This window comes from Nocardia thailandica NBRC 100428 (assembly GCF_000308795.1).
GTDB lineage: Bacteria > Actinomycetota > Actinomycetes > Mycobacteriales > Mycobacteriaceae > Nocardia > Nocardia thailandica.
Genome location: NZ_BAGK01000131.1, coordinates 1 through 18243 on the forward strand (window position 1 = coordinate 1; position 18243 = coordinate 18243).

Here is an 18243-nt window from a genome sequence, read left to right on the forward strand (position 1 = left end):
ACCACCTGCGGCACCATCGATCTCGCGCTCGACGCCGCCGCGGCGCCGCGCACCGTCAACTCCTTCGCCTTCCTGGCCGGCGAGGGCTATTTCGACCACACCCGCTGCCACCGCCTCACCACCGAGGGCATCTACGTGCTCCAGTGCGGCGATCCGACGGCCTCGGGCCGGGGCGGCCCCGGCTATCGCTTCCCGGACGAGAACCTGGCCGGGGCGACCTATCCGGCGGGCACGGTGGCCATGGCCAACGCCGGGCCGGGCACCAACGGCAGCCAGTTCTTCCTGGTCTACCGCGACAGCCGGCTCCCCCCGAACTACACCCCGTTCGGCCGGGTCACCGCGGGCCTCGACGTCCTGACGGGCGTCGCGGCGGCGGGTGTGGCCGGCGGCGGCGGGGACGGCACCCCGGCCGCCGATGTCGTGCTGAACAGGGTCACCGCCGCACCGGCCTGACCCCTCCGACGCGCAGGGCCGCCGTTCCCCATCCGGAACGGCGGCCCTGCGGCGGGAAGCGGTCGGATCAGCCCGCGCTGATCGAGCTGAACAGGTTCGCGATGGTGCGGGTGATCACTTCGGCGAGAAACTCGGCAGCCGAACCGGCCATGGCATGTACTCCTCGGAACGAGACCTCATCAGGGTGATGCGGGTCAGACATGTGAAGCGTGCCTCATTCAGACGCATCCATGTGTCACTTTCGCCGAAATCGCCACCATCCGGTACCATCGACCACGACAAAGGCCGCACCCTTCGGGATGCGGCCTTTATCTGTTACCGACGGTTACAGGTACTGCCCGGTGTTGGACTCGGTGTCGATCGCCCGGCTCGCCGAGGCGTTCTTGCCCGTGACCAGCGTGCGGATGTAGACGATCCGCTCGCCCTTCTTGCCCGAGATCCGCGCCCAGTCGTCGGGGTTGGTGGTGTTGGGCAGGTCCTCGTTCTCGGCGAACTCGTCGACGATCGAGTCGAAGAGGTGCTGGATCCGCAGACCCGGATTGCCGGTGTCGAGGACCGACTTGATCGCGTACTTCTTGGCCCGGTCCACGATGTTCTGGATCATGGCGCCGGAGTTGAAGTCCTTGAAGTACAGGACCTCCTTGTCACCGTTGGCGTAGGTGACCTCCAGGAAGCGGTTGTCGTCGCTCTCGGCGTACATCCGCTCGACGACCTTCTCGATCATCGCGTCCACGCAGGCGGCCTTGTCGCCGTCGAACTCGTCCAGGTCGCTCTCGTGCAGCGGCAGGTTCTCCGTGAGGTACTTGGAGAAGATGTCCTGCGCCGACTCCGCGTCGGGCCGCTCGATCTTGATCTTCACGTCGAGGCGGCCGGGCCGCAGGATCGCGGGGTCGATCATGTCCTCGCGGTTGGAGGCGCCGATCACGATGACGTTCTCCAGGCCCTCGACGCCGTCGATCTCCGAGAGCAGCTGCGGGACCACGGTGGTCTCCACGTCGGAGGAGACGCCCGAGCCGCGGGTACGGAAGATCGAGTCCATCTCGTCGAAGAACACGATCACGGGGGTGCCCTCGGACGCCTTCTCGCGCGCCCGCTGGAAGATGATGCGGATGTGCCGCTCGGTCTCGCCGACGAACTTGTTGAGCAGCTCGGGACCCTTGATGTTGAGGAAGAAGGACTTGGCCTCCTTGGCGTCCTCGCCGCGGGCCTCGGCGATCTTCTTGGCCAGCGAATTCGCGACGGCCTTGGCGATCAGCGTCTTGCCGCAGCCGGGCGGACCGTAGAGCAGCACGCCCTTCGGCGGGCGCAGCGCGTACTCACGGAACAGGTCCTTGTGCAGGAACGGCAGCTCGACCGCGTCGCGGATCTGCTCGATCTGCCTGCCGAGACCGCCGATGTCGGTGTAGTCGACGTCGGGAACCTCTTCCAGCACAAGGTCTTCGACCTCGGCCTTGGGCACCCGCTCGAAGGCGAAGCCCGCCTTGGTGTCGACCAGCAGCGAATCACCGGGACGCAGCTTGCGAATCGGGGAGTCGGGATCGTCGAGATCGTCGTTCTCGGCGACCTTGGCCAGCGGGCCCGCCAGCCAGACCACCCGCTCCTCGTCGGCGTGCCCGACCACCAGCGCGCGGCGGCCGTCGTCGAGAATTTCACGCAGGGTGCCGATTTCGCCGATGGCCTCGAACCGGCCCGCCTCCACGACGGTCAACGCCTCGTTGAGGCGCACGGTCTGGCCGTATTCGAGCGTCTCGGCCTCGATGTTGGGCGAGCAGGTCAGGCGCATCTTGCGGCCGGAGGTGAACACGTCGACGGTCTGGTCGTCGTAGGCGTGGATCACGATGCCGTAGCCGCTCGGGGGCTGGCCGAGCCGGTCGACCTCCTCGCGCAGCGCGACCAGCTGCTGGCGCGCTTCCTTGAGGGTGTCCATCAGCTTGGTGTTGCGAATGGTCAGCGAGTCGATCCGCGCTTCCAATTCGCGTGCACGATCCGGCGAGTCGGCGAGTTGCCTCCGGAGAGCAGCCGCCTCGGCGCGTACCGCCTCGAGCTCTCGCCAGGCCGCCGAATCCGAATTCTCGTTGGGGCTCATGATGCTGCTCCTCCCAGTCCCGGTCTATCAACGCTACCGGGCGCCGTCCATTCCCGCTTTCCGACATGGTTTCGTCGTGATCACATCTGTGCGGCGATCGCCGGGTACCCCCATGTTAGGCTCCCCTAACACCGGGCTCCGAGGCACTCCCCGGAGTGCGCCCGGTCCCACCGAGCCGAAAGGTTGCTGAGAATGCTCCTTCCCACCCGCACTGTCCGTGTCGCCGTGGCTGCCGCCGCGGCGGCCGTCGCTGTCACCGTCGGCCTGACCGGCTGCAGCTCCGACGACGACACGTCGACGAAGGCCACCAGCACCAGTACCAGCACGGCGGCCGCCACGTCCAGCAATTCGGCAACTTCGACCGCGCCGGGCGCCGCGGGCGCGACCGCCGACGAGCTGAAGGCCACGCTGGTCAAGTTCTCCGATCCGGCGATCCCGACCGATCAGAAGGTCGTGCTGATCGTCAACGGCGAGGCCCGCCGCGCCAACATCGACCAGATCAACGCCCTGCTGGCCACCTACGGCAAGCTCGACTACGCCGTCTCCGACGTCGTCGTCACCGGCGACAAGGCCACCGCCAACGTGGTCATCACCTCGCCCAGCGGCACCGCCCCGGCCATCCCGGTGGAGTGGCAGAAGGTCGACGGCCAGTGGAAGCTGACCGACGCCTCGGGCTGCCTCCTGCTCGGCTTCGCCCAGGCCCCCTGCGTTCCGGCTTGAGTTCTCGGCGCCGCGGGGGTTCGCACCGTGGGGGCGCGAATCCCCGCCTCAGCCCTTCGAGGGCCGCCGCTGCGGCTTGGGGGTGACCGTACCCTCGGCCAGCCGCCGCGCGCTCACCAGGAAGGCCGTGTGGCCCTGCATACGGTGCTCGGGGCGCACGGCCAGACCGACCACGTGCCAGCCGCGCACCATCGACTCCCACGAGCGCGGTTCGGTCCAGCACTCCTGCTCGCGCAGCGCCTCGACCACCTTCGACAGCTGTGTGGTGGTCGCCACGTAGACGATCAGCACGCCGCCGGGGACCAGCGCGCGCGACACCGCGGGCAGCGCGTCCCAGGGCGCGAGCATGTCGAGGACCACCCGGTCGACCTTCTCGCCGGCGTAGTCGGCGACGTCGGCGACGGTGATCGACCAGTTTGCCGGACGTTCGCCGAAGAAGGTCTCGACGTTGCGCACGGCGTGCTCGGCGTGGTCGTCGCGGATCTCGTAGGAGATCACCTCGCCCTCGGGGCCCACCGCGCGCAGCAGCGAACAGGTCAGCGCGCCCGAACCCGCGCCGGCCTCGAGCACGCGCGCGCCGGGGAACACATCGCCCTCGTGCACGATCTGCGCGGCGTCCTTGGGGTAGATCACCGCGGCGCCGCGCGGCATGGACAGCACGTAGTCCGTCAGCAGCGGGCGCAGCGCCAGGTACGGCGTCCCGTTGACCGAGGTGACCACGCTGCCCTCGGGCGTCCCGATGAGATCGTCGTGCTTGATCCCCCCGCGATGGGTGTGGAACTCCTTGCCCTCCTCCAGCACCACCGTGTAGAGGCGGCCCTTGGCGTCGGTCAGCTGTACCCGGTCGCCGATGACGAATGGCCCGGTCCGTCTGGCCGTCATGTATCTCCGTTCTCGTGCTGGTCTGCTCGGACGCCACACCGTGCGCCGAGGGTCCAGCCTGCCAGGTGGGCGGCGGGAGCCGGTGCGCAGGCCCGCTATTTCGCCGCGGCCAGCACCGCGCGCTGTTCCCGCAGGGTGGCGTGCGCCTCGGTCTCGGTCCGGCCCCAGGCCTCGCCGACGTAGCGCCCGACCGGCACCCAGCAGACCCACGCGTTGGCGGATCCGGTCCCGCTGCCCAGGCAGCGCGCGCCGGGGACGTCGGCGGGCGCCGCGCCCGGGTCCTTCTCCCACGCCGTGCGCACCGCCTCGGCGAGCAGGGGCGCGAGCTGCCCGGCGGCGGCCTCGTCCCGGGTCCGGTAGACGGTCGTGCCCTTGTTGGCGAGCGCGTCGACCCCCAGTTCCGGGTAGCGGGCGACGGCGGCCGCCTGGTCCTCGGCGAACAGCAGCGCGCCGTGCGGGCCGTAGACGCCGCGGCCGGACGCGTTCTCCCCGACGGACAGGTCCATCAGGCGGCCGGGATCGTAGGCCAGGTTCGGCAGGGCGTCGCGGGGCGTCGGGACGAACGCGTCCAGGAGCCGCCGCTGCCGCTCGACAGCACGGCCGACGGTGGCCGCGATGTCACCCGTCGCGGTGGTGACCCTGGTGAGCACGACGTAGTCGCGATACGGGACGAAGGCCATGCCGTCGGTGTGCCCCCGCGATTCCAGGGTGCTGTAGCGGGCGCCGGACACGCCCGGCAACGCGGCCGGTTTCCTGCGTTCGGTGTCGAACAGGCCGCCGGTGGTCAGCGCGGCCGTCTGCAGGTCGTCGGCGGCCTTCTCCGCCGCGGCGGCGTCGGGGAAGCGCATGATGCCGTGGGTCAGCCAGTCGCGGTCGGCGCCGCCGGTGGAGCGCTGGGAGACGAAGCCGGCCAGCAGGCCGTTGCGGTCGGCGGCGTCCTGGGCGGCGTTGTTCTGGCCGGTGGAGATGACGAGGCGGGCCGAGGTGAGCACGTCGGAGCTGCCGTGGCGGCGATAGGCCGGATCGATCTCGGTCGGCAGGACGAGCACCTCGGCCATCCGCAGCCCCTCGGCGAGCTTGCCCGTCCGCAGTCTCTGATCCGGCCCGCCGGGCGTGGTCGTGGCCGCCGCCGTCGTGGTCGTGGTGCCCGGCGCGGCCGCGGGCACCGGATGACCCTCCCGTAGGCATCCGGTCGCCAGCACCAGGACGGCCGCGGCGATGCCCACCCCCAGAATCCTCATGCCCGCATGCTGCCATCCGCGGATCGCGCCGAGGGTGTCGGTGCCCGCCGCTAGCGTGGGGGCATGACAGTGATCGTCTCCGAACCGCCCGCCGACGGCCCCGGCCAGGGCCGCGCATCCCGGTCGCGGCTCGCGCTGTCACCTTCCCGGGCAAGCGATTTCAAGCAGTGCCCGCTGAAGTACCGGTTGCGCGCGATCGACCGCATCCCGGAACCGCCCTCGCGGGCCGCCGTCCGCGGCACCGTCGTGCACGCCGTCCTGGAGGACCTGTTCGCGCTGCCCGCGGCCGAACGCGTCCCCGAGCGGGCGGGCGCGCTGGTCCCGGCGGCCCTGGCGCGGGTCGGCGCCGAACGCGAGGGCGTCGCCGAGCTCGTCGCCGTCGACACCGACCGCTTCGTCGCCGAGGTCCGCGAGCTGCTCGACGCCTACTACACCCTCGAGGACCCCACCCGCTTCGACGCGCACTCGCGCGAGGAACGCGTCGAGGCCGCGCTGCCCGGCGACATCCCCCTGCGCGGCTTCGTCGATCGCATCGACATCGCCCCCGACGGCCGCCTGCGCGTGGTCGACTACAAGACCGGCCGCTCCCCCGGCCCCCTCCACGAGGCCAAGGCCCTCTTCCAGCTCAAGTTCTACGCCCTGATGATCCTGCGCACCCGCGACATCGTGCCCGCCCAGCTGCGCCTGATCTACCTGGCCGACCGGCGCATCCTCACCTACGCGCCCGACCGCGAGGAACTCGACCGCTTCGAACGCCTCGTGGCGGCCCTGTGGACGGCCATCCGCGCGGGCGGCGAGACCGGCGACTTCCCGCCCTCGAAGTCCTCGATGTGCAAGTTCTGCGAATTCCAGTCCCTCTGCCCGGAATTCGGGGGAACGGTGCCGGAGTACCCGGGGTGGCCGGAGACCGACGTCCCCGAGACCGACACCGCCGAAACCCTCTGACTCGCCCCGCACCGCACCGCACCGCCCCGGCCTGCCGGGCGGGCGGCTCCGCGCCTACGGGGTGAACTCGCGGAAGAGCAGGATCGACAGGCCGAGGCCGACGACCAGGTTGAACACCGCCGCCGAGCCGAAGACGACCACCGGGCGCCAGCCCGCGTCGCGCAGTCCGCGCAGCGAGAACTCGAGGCCGATGGCGACGAACGCCAGGATCAGGGCCCAGGTGCGCAGGTCGGTGATGATCGCCAGGTGGGCGGCGCCGGTCTTCTTGTCGACGGACTGCAGGTAGAGGGTGCCGATGACCGAGGCGGCGACGAAGCCGAGCACGAATTTCGGGAAGCGGTCCCAGAATTCGCGCAGGCCGGGGCGGGCGGTGGCGCCGTCGCGGTCGACGCGGAAGGCGAACCAGGCGGTCAGGGCGATGGCGACCACGCCGATGAGGGCGTTCTGGGTGGTCTTGACGATGGTGGCGATCTGCAGCGACTGCTCGCCCGCCAGGGCGCCTGCCGCGGCGACGGCCGCGGTCGTGTCGATGTTGCCGCCGATCCAGGCGCCCGCCACCGCGTCGGAGAGCCCGAGGGCGCCCGCCAGCCAGGGCAGCAGGAAGATCGACGGCAGGGCGAAGATGATCACCAGGGAGGCGGCGTAGGCGATCTGTTCGCGCCGGGCCTGCACCGCGCCGGCGGCGGCGATGGCGGCGCTGACGCCGCAGATCGACACCGCCGAGGACAGCAGCGCGCGCAGCCGGTCGTCGAGGCCGAGGCGTCCGCCGAGCCACCAGGTGAAGGCGAACACCGAGGTGATCAGCAGCAGCGCCTGCACGATGGCCGGCCCGGCCGCGGTGACGAGCACCTTCAGATTCACCGAGACGCCGAGCAGGACGACGCCGGTCTTGATGAAGAACTCGGTGCGGAAGCCGGCCGAGAGCCGGTCGCGCAGGCCGAGCCTGCTCAGCACCACGTTGCCGAGCAGGCCGATGGCGATGGCGTACACCGGGTATTCGATCGACTTCGCGATCCGCTGGAACGGGGTGTCGACCGCCCACTTCGGCACGTGCACGTCGAGGTAGCGGGTGAGCGCGCCCAGGACGAGCACGACCGCGATGCCCGCCACGACGTCGGTGCGGGTGGGTGTCGGATTCGCCTGCAGCGCCGCGGTTTCGGAGACCTTCGGCTCGCTCATCAGGGCACCAGCCAATCCGGGACGACGCCGGCCAGCACCAGCGCGATCAGCGCGAGCCCGGTGAGGGTGGCCAGCCAGTCCTCGTTCCACCGGAAAAGGGAACCGCCGTCCGCGTTCCGCGGCGGAGGTGTGTGCTGCTCGGACACGAGTCACTCCTCATCGATCCCCGCGTGCGGCACCGCAGCGGGATTCGCACGGTAACAACGGCGGAGGGCCGCGCCCAGGATTGCGTTCAGCTCGAGCCGATCGGCGCGACACACCCGTGCGCGCTAACACACTGGATACACTGCCGCACTGCCCGCTTCACACACCGGCCACACACTCGGCTGATGCGTATCCAGGGCCCCACCGTCGCCGAGATCCTCGCCTCCCACGAGAGCGGGACCGGGTCACCCGTGCGGACCGCCGCGCGGGTCGCCGACGCGATCGAGGCGCGCGGCGAGGACGGCACGTGGATCACCGCGGTCCCCCGCGAGCAGCTGCTCGCCGCCGCGACCGCGATCGAGAACCGGCCGGGCGCACGGACGCTGCCGCTCTACGGGGTGCCCTTCGGGGTGAAGGACAGCATCGATGTCGCCGGCTGGCCGACCACGCTGGCCTGCCCCGGCTACGCCTACACCGCCACCGCCACGGCGCCCGCCGTGCAGCGGCTGCTGGACGCGGGCGCGCTGTTCGTCGGCAAGACGGCCCTGGACCAGTTCGCCACGGGCCTCAACGGCACCCGCACGCCGTATCCGATCCCGCGCAGTGTCTACGGCCGCGACCTCATCTCCGGTGGTTCCAGCTCGGGTTCGGCGCTGGCGGTGGCGCTGGGGCAGGTGCCGTTCTGCGTGGCGACCGACACGGCCGGGTCCGGCCGGGTTCCGGCCGCGCTCAACGGCATCGTGGGCTGGAAACCCTCGCGCGGCCTGATCAGCACGGTCGGGCTGGTGCCCGCGTGCCGGTCCCTGGACTGCATGACGCTCATGGGCACCCGCGTCGAGGACCTGGACCGCGCCTTCGCGGTGATGGCCGCCCCCGACGCCGACGACCCGTGGAGCCGTGACCGCGGTCCCCGCCACGACGGCGCCCCGATCCGGGTCGGGCTGCCGGACCCCGGGGAGCTGAGCTTCTTCGGTGACGCGCCGTTCCGGACCGCGCATCTGGCGCTGCGGGAGCGGCTGCCGGGCCTGGGTTTCGAGACCACCCCCACCACGCTGCGGCCGTTCCTCGACGCCGGCGAGCTGCTGTATCAGGGGCCGTGGGTGGCCGAGCGGCTGGTGGAGTTCGACGAGTTCCTGCGCGAACAGCCACAGGCGATCCTGCCCGTGATCCGTGACATCCTCACCGGCGGCTACCGTTTCGACGCCATCGACGTCTTCCGCGCCCAGCAGCGGCTGCAGGAGCTCAAGGCCCGGGTCGCCCGGCTGTGGGCGGAATTCGACGTGCTGGTCGTGCCGACGATCGGCACCACCTTCACCGTCGGGCAGGTGCTCGCCGACCCGATCGCCACGAACACCGTCCTCGGGCACTACACGCACTTCGGCAATCTGCTGGACCTGACCGCGATCTCGGTGCCGCTGGGCACCGTGTCCGACGGCAGGCCCGCCTCGGCGATGATCGTCGGCCCCGCGCTGTCCGACGACGTCGTGCTGGCGGCGGCCGCCCGGCTGCTCGACGAGCCACGCCCCACCACGGCCCATCCCGACCACCGGCTCGTCCAGGAAGAACACCGATGAACGCACGACAGATCGCGGCGCGCCCCGCGCCGTTCTCCTTCGATCCCGCCACCACCGCCCTGCTGGTGATCGACATGCAACGGGACTTCCTGCTACCGGGCGGTTTCGGCGAGAGCCTCGGCAACGATGTCGGGCTGTTGCGCACGGTCGTCGACCCGCTGGCCGCGCTGCTCGCCGGCGCCCGCGCGGCCGGGCTGACCGTCGTCCACACCCGCGAGGGACACCTGGCCGACCTGTCGGACTGCCCGCCCGCGAAGCTCGCCCGCGGCAATCCGTCCCAGCGGATCGGGGACCCCGGCCCCTACGGCCGCATCCTGATCCGCGGCGAGTACGGCCACGACATCGTCGACGACCTCGCCCCCGTCGCGGGCGAGGTCGTGATCGACAAACCGGGCAAGGGCGCGTTCTACGCGACCGAGCTGGGGGCGCTGCTCACCGCGCGGGACATCACCTCGCTGCTGGTCACCGGCGTCACCACCGAGGTGTGCGTGCACACCACCGTCCGCGAGGCCAACGACCGCGGCTACGAATGCCTGGTCGTCGCCGACTGCGTCGGTTCCTACTTCCCCGAATTCCAGCGTGTCGGACTGGAGATGATCGCCGCGCAGGGCGGCATCTTCGGCTGGGTCGCCGATTCGGCGGCGGTGCTGTCCGCGCTCTCCCCCTCCGCCGCCCCCGCGACGTCCCGCTGAACCCCCCGAGGAATACCCATGTCCGTCGACACGAAGTCCCCCGATCCCGTCGCGCCGCCGACTCTCCCGTGGTGGACCCGCGGTGACACCAACGCCTTCTTCGGCCTGTCGTTCAACATCCTGGTCAACGTCCTGACCCTGACCACCCTCACCATCGCGGTGGTGAAGATCCCCGGCGCCGACGTGCTCGGCACCGTGCTGCCCGCGCTCGGGGTGGCGCTGGTCCTCGGCAATCTCTACTACATGGTGCTGGCCCGCCGGCTCGCGCGACGCGAGAACCGCGCCGACGTCACCGCCCTCCCGTACGGGCCGTCGGTGCCGCACATGTTCATCGTCGTCTTCGTGGTCATGCTGCCGATCATGCTGAAGACCGGCGATCCCCTCCGCGCGTGGGCGGCGGGCCTGGCCTGGGCGTTCATGATCGGGGTGATCGTGATGATCGGGGCCTTCGTCGGGCCGTTCATCCGCCGGATCACCCCGCGCGCGGCCATGCTCGGCACCCTGTCCGGTATCTCGATCACCTTCATCGCCATGCGGCCCGCCGCGCAGATGTGGGAGGCCGCCTGGATCGGGCTGCCGGTGCTGGCCATCATCCTCGTCGGCTTCTTCACCGACGTGAAGCTGCCGGGCAACGTCCCGGTCGGGCTGGTGGCGCTGCTGGTGGGCACCGCCATCGGCTGGATCGGCGGGTACATGTCGGTGCCCGATGTGACCCAGGCGGCGCGCGACATCGCGGTCGGGATCCCGGACCTGCGCCTCGACCTGCTGTTCGACGGCCTCGGCGACCTCGTGCCGCTGCTGGCGACGGCGATCCCGCTGGGTGTCTACAACTTCACCGAGGCCATGTCGAACGTGGAGTCGGCGGCCGCCGCCGGGGACGACTACAACCTGCGCAGCGTGCTGCTGGCCGACGGTTTCGGCGCGATCCTCGGTGCGGCGTTCGGGTCGCCTTTCCCGCCCGCGGTGTACATCGGGCATCCGGGCTGGAAGGACGCGGGCGGGCGGGTCGGCTACTCGCTGGCCGCGGGCGCCGCCATCGCGGTGATGTGTCTGCTCGGCCTGTTCGGCCTGCTCGCCACGCTGCTGCCGATCCCCGCGATCGTGCCGATCCTGCTCTACATCGGCCTGCTCATCGGCGCCCAGGCGTTCCAGGCGGTGCCGTCCCTGCACGCGGTGGCCGTGGTCGCGGCGCTGCTGCCCAATCTCGCCGAGTGGGCCGTCGGCCAGATCGACAACTCGCTGGCCGCCGCGGGCACGACGGCCGCGAAGGTCGGGTCCGCGGCCTTCGGCCAGGCAGGCGTCGTCTACGACGGCCTGAAGATTCTGGGCTCCGGCGCGGTCCTCGCCGGCCTGATCCTCGGCGCCGTCGTCGCCTTCGTGCTGGACAAGCGCTTCCGCGCGGCCGCGCTGGCCGCCGCGGTGGGCGCGGGCCTGAGCTTCGTCGGCCTCATCCACGCTCCCGAGGTCGCCTGGGCCGCCGCGCCGCAGGTCGCCCTCGGCTACCTGTTCTTCGGCCTCGTCTGCCTCGCCTATTCCTTCGCCCCCGCCCCGGCTCCGGTCCCCGCGGGCCCGCCGCCGGAGCCGGAGACGCCGGGTCCGCCCGTCCTCGAAGGGAATCGGGAGCCCTAACACGACCGACACATTCCGGCCGCGGCCCTTTCACAGAGCGGGCCCATACTCGACGCAGGGTTCGGGACCCTCTGGGACCCTCTGGGACCCTCTGGGACCCTCTGGGACCCTTCGGGCCCCTCGGAGAAAGTGACTATCCGTCCCGCGGAGCCGGGCGATCGGTACGCCGACCGCCCGGCTCCGGCATGTGGACGATCAGAAGGCCCGGCAGCTGCGGATGTCGGTGGCCAGGATGGCCTTGGCGCCGAGTTCGGCCAGGGCGTCCATGAGTTCGTTGCCCTGCTTGCGCGGGACGAGCGCGCGGACCGCGACCCAGTCGGGGTCGGTCAGCGGGGACACCGTGGGCGACTCGAGGCCGGGGGTGATGGCCACGGCCTGTTCGAGCAGGGCCTTGGGGCAGTCGTAGTCCAGCATCAGGTACTGCTGGGCGAAGACCACGCCCTGGATGCGGTTGACGATCTGGTTGCGGGCCTTGTCGTCACGGTCCGAGCCCGCGCGCTCGATGAGCACACCCTCGGAGTCGCACAGGGATTCGCCGAAGGCGACCAGGTTGTGCTGGCGCAGGGTGCGGCCGGAGCCGACCACGTCGGCGATGGCGTCGGCGACACCGAGCTGGATGGAGATCTCCACCGCGCCGTCGAGCCGGATGACCTCGGCCTCGATCCCCCGGGCCGCCAGATCCGACAGGACCAGGTTCGGGTAGGAGGTGGCGATCCGCTTGTCGTAGAGATCCTCCACCTTCCACTCGTGCCCGGCGGGGGCGGCGTAGCGGAAGGTGGAGCGGCCGAAGCCCAGCGCGAGGCGCTCGGCGACGGGGGCGCCGGAGTCCAGCGCGAGGTCGCGGCCGGTGATGCCGAGGTCGAGCTCGCCGGAGCCGACGTAGATGGCGATGTCCTTGGGACGGAGGAAGAAGAACTCGACGCCGTTGGCGGTGTCGAGGACGGTCAGGTCACGGGAATCCGTGCGCTTGCGGTAGCCGGCCTCGGCCAGGATCGAGGTGGCCGACTCCGACAGCGAGCCTTTGTTCGGGACTGCGACGCGCAGCATGACAGGGTCCTTTCGGGGGAAGTGATCGACGACGTGCGGGCGACATCACAGATGTCGGTACACGTCCTCGAGCTTCAACCCGCGGCCGACCATCATGACCTGGACCCAGTACAGCAGCTGGGAGATCTCCTCGGCGAGTGCCTCGTCGCTCTCGTGCTCGGCGGCGAGCCAGATCTCGCCCGCCTCTTCCAGAACCTTCTTACCCTGGAAATGCACTCCGGCGTCCAGCGCGGCCACGGTGCCCGACCCCTCGGGGCGGGTCTGGGCACGATCCTGCAGCTCGGCGAACAGGGATTCGAAGTTCTTCACGGTAGGCGATTGTTTCATACGGGCGCCGCGCGACCGCACGCGGCCGTGACGGCGTCCGGTCCGCTGAACTGCGCGAAAACGCGCCGTGGCGATCGCGATCACCACGGCGCGTCCGGAACGAGCTCAGCCGAGCAGTTCGCGCAGCTCCGCGACCGCCACCTTCAGCTCGTCGGCGAAGGTGTGCATGGCCTCGGCCACCGGCTCGGGCGTGGCCAGGTAGAGGTTCCAGCGGTCGGGCAGCAGCACGTAGGCCACGCCGATGCACTTCGGGCTCGTCGACCCGAACCCGAAGAAGTTGATGTACTGCGACGGGGCCGAGCTGGTCGAGAGGTAGTCGTCGCGCATGATCGTCCAGCCGGGGCTGTCGAAGAGCGCGATCGACTCGTCGGCCACGCCGAGTTCGGCGCCGCGGCGGCGCTGGATCCACTGCAGCTCCCACAGGTGCTGCTCGGGGGCGCGCCCGGCCTGGCAGTCCTTGGCGCGCGCGACGTGGGCCTCGGCGGCGGTGCGGGCGGCCGCCACGCGGGTCTCGCGGTCGGCCTCGGGGTCGACCATGGCGTCGACGAACGCCACCATCTCCGGGGTGATGACCCGCATGGCCTCGGTGCGGCCGTTGCGGTACTGGCGGGTGGCGATGGACTCGTAGGTCGCGCCGGTGAGGCCCTTGCTGCGCCGGTGGGCGAGCTGGTAGCTCAGCTGGGCGAACGCGTCGGGCGAGATGCCCAGCTTCTTGGCGTCGGCGGTGCCGAAGTCGTCGAACGACACGGTGAGGGTGGCGTTGGCGGCGGCGTAGCGCGCGAAATCGGCGCCCGCGGCGGCGATGTCGGCGCGGGCGGCCGAGTCGAGGGTGAACTCGATCGGCTCGACGGGCGGCAGCCCCTGCGCCTGCGCGCCGCTGGTGGCGGCGTGGTCGGCGGCGGACCGTTCCAGCAGGGTGTCGACGAACGACAGCACGGTGGTGCCGTCGAGGCCGCAGTGCTCGATGTTGATGCCCGCCCGCCCGTCGGCGAAGACGAGGAAGGTGACCGACTTGTCGAAGTACCGGTTGGCCGAGTCGCCGTGCAGCAGCTGATCGGTGAAGTGCTGCTCGTCGCGGGGCGCGAAGTCCTCGAGGGCGACGGCGAACAGCGCGGTCTCGATCGCGTCGAAGGCCGCGACGTTGGCGGGCTCGGCCAGCAGCGCGGCCCGGCTGCGCGCCCATTCGGCGCGGGCCTTGGTGGTGAGGTGCCCGACGGAGGTGTCGGTGGGGACCGGGCGGGTGCCGGCCTTGAGGACCGCGCGCAGGCCGTCGACGAGGTCGTCGAGGGAGTAGGGGGCGCCGTCGGGCCCGATGACGTCGAGCCGGAAGGGCGCGCCCCGGTAGAAGACCACGATGTGGCGGGCGTCGGAGGGGCCCGGCTGTTCGTCGCTGTAGGGCTTGCGGACGGTGTCCTGCACCTCGCCCGGGATGCGGGTCTCGGAGAACAGGTACTTGTTCTGCCACATCGACAGCGCCTGGCCGCGCTGGGTGACCGGCGGGATCTCCTCCCGGTCCAGCGCGAGCTTGTAGTCGACCGCGGCGATGATCAGCGCGGCGGCCCGCTCGACCTGCCCGGCGGCGGTCGAGGCGGCCAGCGGGGTGTCCTCGCGGAAGGAGAAGAAGAAGTTCGCGTTGAGCGCGATCCGGTCGCGGCGGCCCAGGTAGCGCGACCACCAGAAGTCGTCGAGCCAGCTGCCGACACCGGGGGTGGCGTCGTAGTCGACCAGGGCCTGGTGCAGGACGCGACCGGCCCCACCGGGCCGCAGCAGCTCGGCTACCGCGGCCTCGGTGGTGGCGTATTCGCCGGCGTCGAGCAGCGGCGCGCACCACTGCAGGAACCGCTCGGCGCTCTCGTCGAGCGTCGGCAGGGGAACCCGGGGCAGGCTGTCTTCGGCGGCGAACGTGGACTGGTTCAATCGGTGTCCTCGAGGTCGGAGTGCGGACGGGACAGGAACAGGGTGGCATAGAGCCAGCCCTCGGACTCGTGATCGGTGGTGTCGATTCCCTTGGCCGCCAAGGCGTTCAGGACCTGTTGCTGTTCCTGGGCGGAAGCGAACCGGCGTTGGGCGAACATACCCGGCATGGCCTTCGTTCGGTAGCCCAGTGCCTCGAGCTCGGCCTCCATGGGCGTGAAGTCGAACATGCGGAGCACGAAATGCGCCATCCAGGGCAGATGTCCGGGTTCGGCGCCCGCGACCCGGGACAGCGTCTTCTCGGTGATGTAGCCGATGCACCCGGTGGAGACGACCAGGTCGGCGGAGGCGAGCACGCGCCGCTGCGCCTCGGTGGGCTCGGTGTCCTCGAGGTCGGCGTGCACGAAGTCGTGCAGGAAGCCTGCGGCGTGCGCGTAGGTCAGCGCCGGGCGGGACGCGTCCATACCGACGAAGCGTACGTCGGGCATCCGGTCGTGCCGCAGGCGCGCCCGGTCGGCGGCGATGAGGTCGGCCCGTTCGGCGTCCTCGCCCGCGTCGCGGTAGTGCGCGGCGAGTTCGTCGACGCCGGTGTCCAGGCGCAGGAGCGCCGCGTTCACACCGTAGGAGCAGCCGAGGTCGAGCACCGTGGGGATCCGGCCGGGCCGCGCGGCCCGCAGTTCGCGCAGCTGCTGGGCGAAGACCGGCTTGGCCAGTTCCGGGATCCGGTAGTCGAGTTCGTGCATCCGCGCGAAGTACGCGCGCGGATCGGCACTGGTGTAGATGTCGTCGAAGGAGGCTTTCCCGGTGGTGTGCAACGGAACGGACATGGGCGGTTCCTTTCGTCGAGCAGGCTGAGCGCAGACCCCCGCGCTCAGTCGAGTAACCGGTCTCCCCGGTCACCGCGGACGGCGTCGGCCGCGGCGGCCACGTGATCGGGCAGAACGCGGCCGAAGAGCTGCCTGGTGCGTTCGACGGTGCCGATCATCCCGGGCCGGTCGGTGTAGGCGAAGATGGCCGAGTGCCGTTGTCCCGCACCGGCGACCTCGGAGACCCGGTGCAGCGAGAAGCGGCCCTTGAACAGCTGGAGGTCGCCGGGCCGGAGTTCGAGCCTGCGCACGAGCCGCTCCCCCGTGCCGGTGAGCACGGCACGCACGTCGCCGAGGTTCTCCTCGCGCGGGGTGCGGATATTGGGGCAGTATTCGAAGACCCCGCCCGCGTCGGGGCGCCGGGTCAGCATGCTGACGGTGAATTCGTTGGTGTCGAAATGCCACGGGTGCGACATGCCCGGCGACACCACGTTCAGGCACAATCCCGCCAGCGGATCGGCGAATTCGTGCAGCGCGTCGAGTTCGAAGCAGTCGGCGACGAAACGCTGGAACACCGGGTCGGTGTACAGGCGGGCGATGAGGGAATCGGCCGGGATGCGGTCGCGGGCGACGAAGGCGTTGCCGCGTTCGAGCACGATGCGGCCCGGATGGTCCTCGGGCAGTTCGGTGTCGAGGGGAATGTTGTACGCGTTGACCCGCTCGACCTCGTAATGGGCGTGCGGGGCGATGCGTTCGCCCTCGGTGCGCAGGATCTCCTGCAGTTCCGGCCGCAGGAATTCCCGCAGCACCGTGCACCCGTCCTCGGCGAGTTCGGCGCGGGCGGTCCGCACCGCCGCCTGCCAGCCGGCGCCGCCGGGTTCGGTGAGCGGATACCGTGTGATGTCGACGATTTCGTCGAGCCCCCGTGTCCCGGTCATGGACCCATTATTCGGGAGAAGATCGCGACGCGCCCGGGGTTTCGCCGAAATCACCGAACTGCGGGAACAATCACGAAACCATCAAATGGCTTGTGTACCAATGGTTTACATGGGTACTCCGGTGGTCACGGAGGTGTGCGCGCGTGATCATCGCGCACCGGCGCGCGGCACCGGCGCCACGATCAGGACAGGGCGCTCATCGCCTCGGCGAGGTGCTCGGCGCCGAGGCCGACCAGCGTGTCGCGGTGGATCCGCCCGGGGGCGTGCGGCACCGGGATCTCGCACGGGATCACGATCAGCGCGCAACCGGCCGCCTGCGCGGCCAGCGCCCCGGTCGGCGAGTCCTCGACGGCCACACAGTCACCCGGCGCCAGGCCGAGCAGCGCGGCGGCGCGGCGGTAGATGTCGGGCGCGGGCTTGCCGTGCGGCACCTCGTCGCCGCAGACCGAGACGTCGAAGAAGTCGCGGCCGAGGGTGTCGAGCCCGAACTCGGTCAGCGAGCGCTTGGTGTTGGTGACCAGCGCGCTGCGCAGACCCGCGTCGCGCACCATGCCCAGCGCGTCCTTCGCGCCGGGCCGCCACGGGATCGGCCCGTGCATCAGCTCGGTGACCCGCCTCTCCAGGAAGTGCCCGGCCGCGAGGACGTTCTCGGGCGAGGCGGCCACGCCGATACCGTCGAACAGGATGCGCAGGGCGTTGGGGCCCGAGGCGCCGATGAGGGCGTGGCGGGTCTCGTCGGTGAGCTCACGGCCGTGCTCGCGGGCCAGTTCGCGCACCGCGATGTCCCACAGCTTCTCCGAGTCCAGGAGGGTGCCGTCCATGTCCCACAGCACCGCCGCCGGTCGCCTGCTCACTGTTCCCGCTTCCTGTCGATGTCCCCCGCGCCGCGGTCCAGGGTATCGGCCACGGCTCAGACGCCCGAGGAGACGATCTGCAGCGACCCGCCGGAGCCCCCGACCTGGATCCACCGGTTCTCCGAGGTCACGGTGCCGTCGGCCAGGCGATAGGTCAGGGTGACCACCGCCCGGTCGGCGCCGCTGGGGGTGATGGCACCCACACCGACCGAGCGCACGGTGGACCAGAACGAGGAGTACTGGGCGAAGCCGCCGGTCTGGGCCTGATAACCCGGCGACAGCTGCGACCAGGCGCCGGAGACGTTGCCCGGCAGCATGCCGTAGTAGCCGGCGATGAACGCGGCGATGCGGTCGGGCGTCGGCGGGCCGAAGGCGGTGGTGGTGATCGTGGTCGTCGGGGTGCCCGGCTTCGTCGTGGTGGCGCCCGGGGTGGTGCTGCCCGGGGGCACCGTGGTCTGGCCCGGTGCCGCGCCCGGCACCGGGCCCGTGGTGCCGGTGGGGGTGACCGGGACGGTGACGGTGACCGTGCGCGGGGTCAGCGACACGCTGCCCTCGGCGTCGGTGACCGGGACCAGGGTGGTCTGCACGACGACCTGCTGTTCGGCGGTCCGCTGGGGCTCGCCGCGGTCGCGGGTGACGATCAGGACGGCCAGGGCGACCACCAGCGCGGCCACGGTCGCCGCCAGCCAGCGCACGGCGCGCGAGTCCTTCGCCGACGCCTGGTCGGGCAGGTCGTCGAGGGTGCCCGGGCCGCGCACCGGTGCCGGGGCGGGCGCGGCCGGCCGCGCGGCCGCGCCGGCCCCCGCCAGGAC

At 71.1% G+C, this 18243-nt stretch carries 18 protein-coding genes and 1 pseudogene; 6 read left to right on the forward strand and 13 right to left on the reverse strand.

Annotated elements, in window-relative coordinates:
• Positions 1-453: peptidylprolyl isomerase (locus ON36_RS14795; RefSeq protein ID WP_043652934.1), on the forward strand; the 453-nt coding region annotated here is incomplete at its 5' end.
• Between the two features lie 67 nt (positions 454-520).
• On the opposite strand, the gene ON36_RS36615 is transcribed toward ON36_RS14795, so the two are convergent.
• Both ON36_RS36615 and arc read right to left on the reverse strand, forming a co-directional pair.
• Complete coding sequence (locus tag ON36_RS36615) at positions 521-655, reverse strand: hypothetical protein (RefSeq protein WP_281004860.1); 135 nt, start codon at positions 653-655, stop codon at positions 521-523.
• A 123-nt stretch (positions 656-778) separates the two neighbouring features.
• Positions 779-2539 carry a proteasome ATPase gene (gene arc, locus ON36_RS14800; RefSeq protein ID WP_043652936.1) on the reverse strand — a complete coding sequence of 587 codons (1761 nt, stop codon included), beginning with the start codon at positions 2537-2539 and terminating at the stop codon, positions 779-781.
• A 192-nt stretch (positions 2540-2731) separates the two neighbouring features.
• On the opposite strand from arc, the gene ON36_RS14805 reads away from it, so the two are divergent.
• On the forward strand, positions 2732-3259 hold the full coding sequence (locus ON36_RS14805; RefSeq protein ID WP_043652937.1) for a WKL family lipoprotein: 528 nt from the start codon (positions 2732-2734) through the stop codon (positions 3257-3259).
• 48 nt (positions 3260-3307) lie between these two features.
• On the opposite strand, the gene ON36_RS14810 is transcribed toward ON36_RS14805, so the two are convergent.
• Positions 3308-4141 carry a tRNA (adenine-N1)-methyltransferase gene (locus ON36_RS14810; RefSeq protein WP_043652939.1) on the reverse strand — a complete coding sequence of 278 codons (834 nt, stop codon included), beginning with the start codon at positions 4139-4141 and terminating at the stop codon, positions 3308-3310.
• Between the two features lie 95 nt (positions 4142-4236).
• Entirely contained in the window at positions 4237-5382 is a 1146-nt protein-coding gene (locus ON36_RS14815) for a DUF7373 family lipoprotein (protein WP_043652942.1), read from the reverse strand.
• 69 nt (positions 5383-5451) lie between these two features.
• On the opposite strand from ON36_RS14815, the gene ON36_RS14820 reads away from it, so the two are divergent.
• Positions 5452-6327 carry a RecB family exonuclease gene (locus ON36_RS14820; RefSeq protein WP_373281802.1) on the forward strand — a complete coding sequence of 292 codons (876 nt, stop codon included), beginning with the start codon at positions 5452-5454 and terminating at the stop codon, positions 6325-6327.
• A 54-nt stretch (positions 6328-6381) separates the two neighbouring features.
• Here the strand turns inward: ON36_RS14820 and ON36_RS14825 are convergent, their stop codons facing one another.
• Together ON36_RS14825 and ON36_RS35470 are read right to left on the reverse strand one after the other, a co-directional pair.
• The gene (locus ON36_RS14825) at positions 6382-7506 is read right to left on the reverse strand and encodes a YeiH family protein (protein WP_043652945.1); all 1125 of its coding nucleotides are present in this window, start codon (positions 7504-7506) and stop codon (positions 6382-6384) included.
• Entirely contained in the window at positions 7506-7652 is a 147-nt protein-coding gene (locus ON36_RS35470; protein ID WP_169334701.1) for a hypothetical protein, read from the reverse strand. Before ON36_RS35470 ends, ON36_RS14825 begins: the two co-directional genes overlap by 1 nt.
• Before the next feature lie 183 nt (positions 7653-7835).
• On the opposite strand from ON36_RS35470, the gene ON36_RS14830 reads away from it, so the two are divergent.
• From ON36_RS14830 to ON36_RS14840, 3 genes are read left to right on the forward strand one after another with little or no spacing between them, the layout of a single operon-like run.
• Positions 7836-9224, forward strand: coding sequence for an allophanate hydrolase (locus ON36_RS14830; RefSeq protein WP_043652948.1), 1389 nt, complete (start codon positions 7836-7838; stop codon positions 9222-9224).
• Complete coding sequence (locus tag ON36_RS14835; protein WP_043652951.1) at positions 9221-9916, forward strand: cysteine hydrolase family protein; 696 nt, start codon at positions 9221-9223, stop codon at positions 9914-9916. Before ON36_RS14830 ends, ON36_RS14835 begins: the two co-directional genes overlap by 4 nt.
• 18 nt (positions 9917-9934) lie before the next feature.
• Entirely contained in the window at positions 9935-11545 is a 1611-nt protein-coding gene (locus ON36_RS14840) for a regulator (RefSeq protein ID WP_245558082.1), read from the forward strand.
• 195 nt (positions 11546-11740) lie between these two features.
• On the opposite strand, the gene hisG is transcribed toward ON36_RS14840, so the two are convergent.
• From hisG to ON36_RS14875, 7 genes and pseudogenes are all read right to left on the reverse strand, one after another.
• Positions 11741-12592, reverse strand: coding sequence for an ATP phosphoribosyltransferase (hisG, locus tag ON36_RS14845; protein WP_043652953.1), 852 nt, complete (start codon positions 12590-12592; stop codon positions 11741-11743).
• A gap of 45 nt (positions 12593-12637) precedes the next feature.
• Entirely contained in the window at positions 12638-12919 is a 282-nt protein-coding gene (locus ON36_RS14850) for a phosphoribosyl-ATP diphosphatase (protein WP_174377572.1), read from the reverse strand.
• A 105-nt stretch (positions 12920-13024) separates the two neighbouring features.
• Positions 13025-14836 (reverse strand): choline/carnitine O-acyltransferase, encoded by a 1812-nt coding sequence (locus ON36_RS14855; protein ID WP_043652959.1) that lies wholly within the window; start codon positions 14834-14836, stop codon positions 13025-13027.
• Complete coding sequence (locus ON36_RS14860) at positions 14833-15660, reverse strand: class I SAM-dependent methyltransferase (protein WP_043652962.1); 828 nt, start codon at positions 15658-15660, stop codon at positions 14833-14835. Before ON36_RS14860 ends, ON36_RS14855 begins: the two co-directional genes overlap by 4 nt.
• A 44-nt stretch (positions 15661-15704) precedes the next feature.
• A complete protein-coding gene (locus ON36_RS14865; protein WP_043652966.1) occupies positions 15705-16577 on the reverse strand; it encodes a HalD/BesD family halogenase in 873 nt (290 codons plus the stop codon).
• A 182-nt stretch (positions 16578-16759) separates the two neighbouring features.
• Entirely contained in the window at positions 16760-17431 is a 672-nt protein-coding gene (locus ON36_RS14870) for an HAD family hydrolase (protein ID WP_043652969.1), read from the reverse strand.
• A gap of 56 nt (positions 17432-17487) precedes the next feature.
• Positions 17488-18243, reverse strand: a pseudogene (locus ON36_RS14875) (serine/threonine protein kinase); the annotation flags it as partial.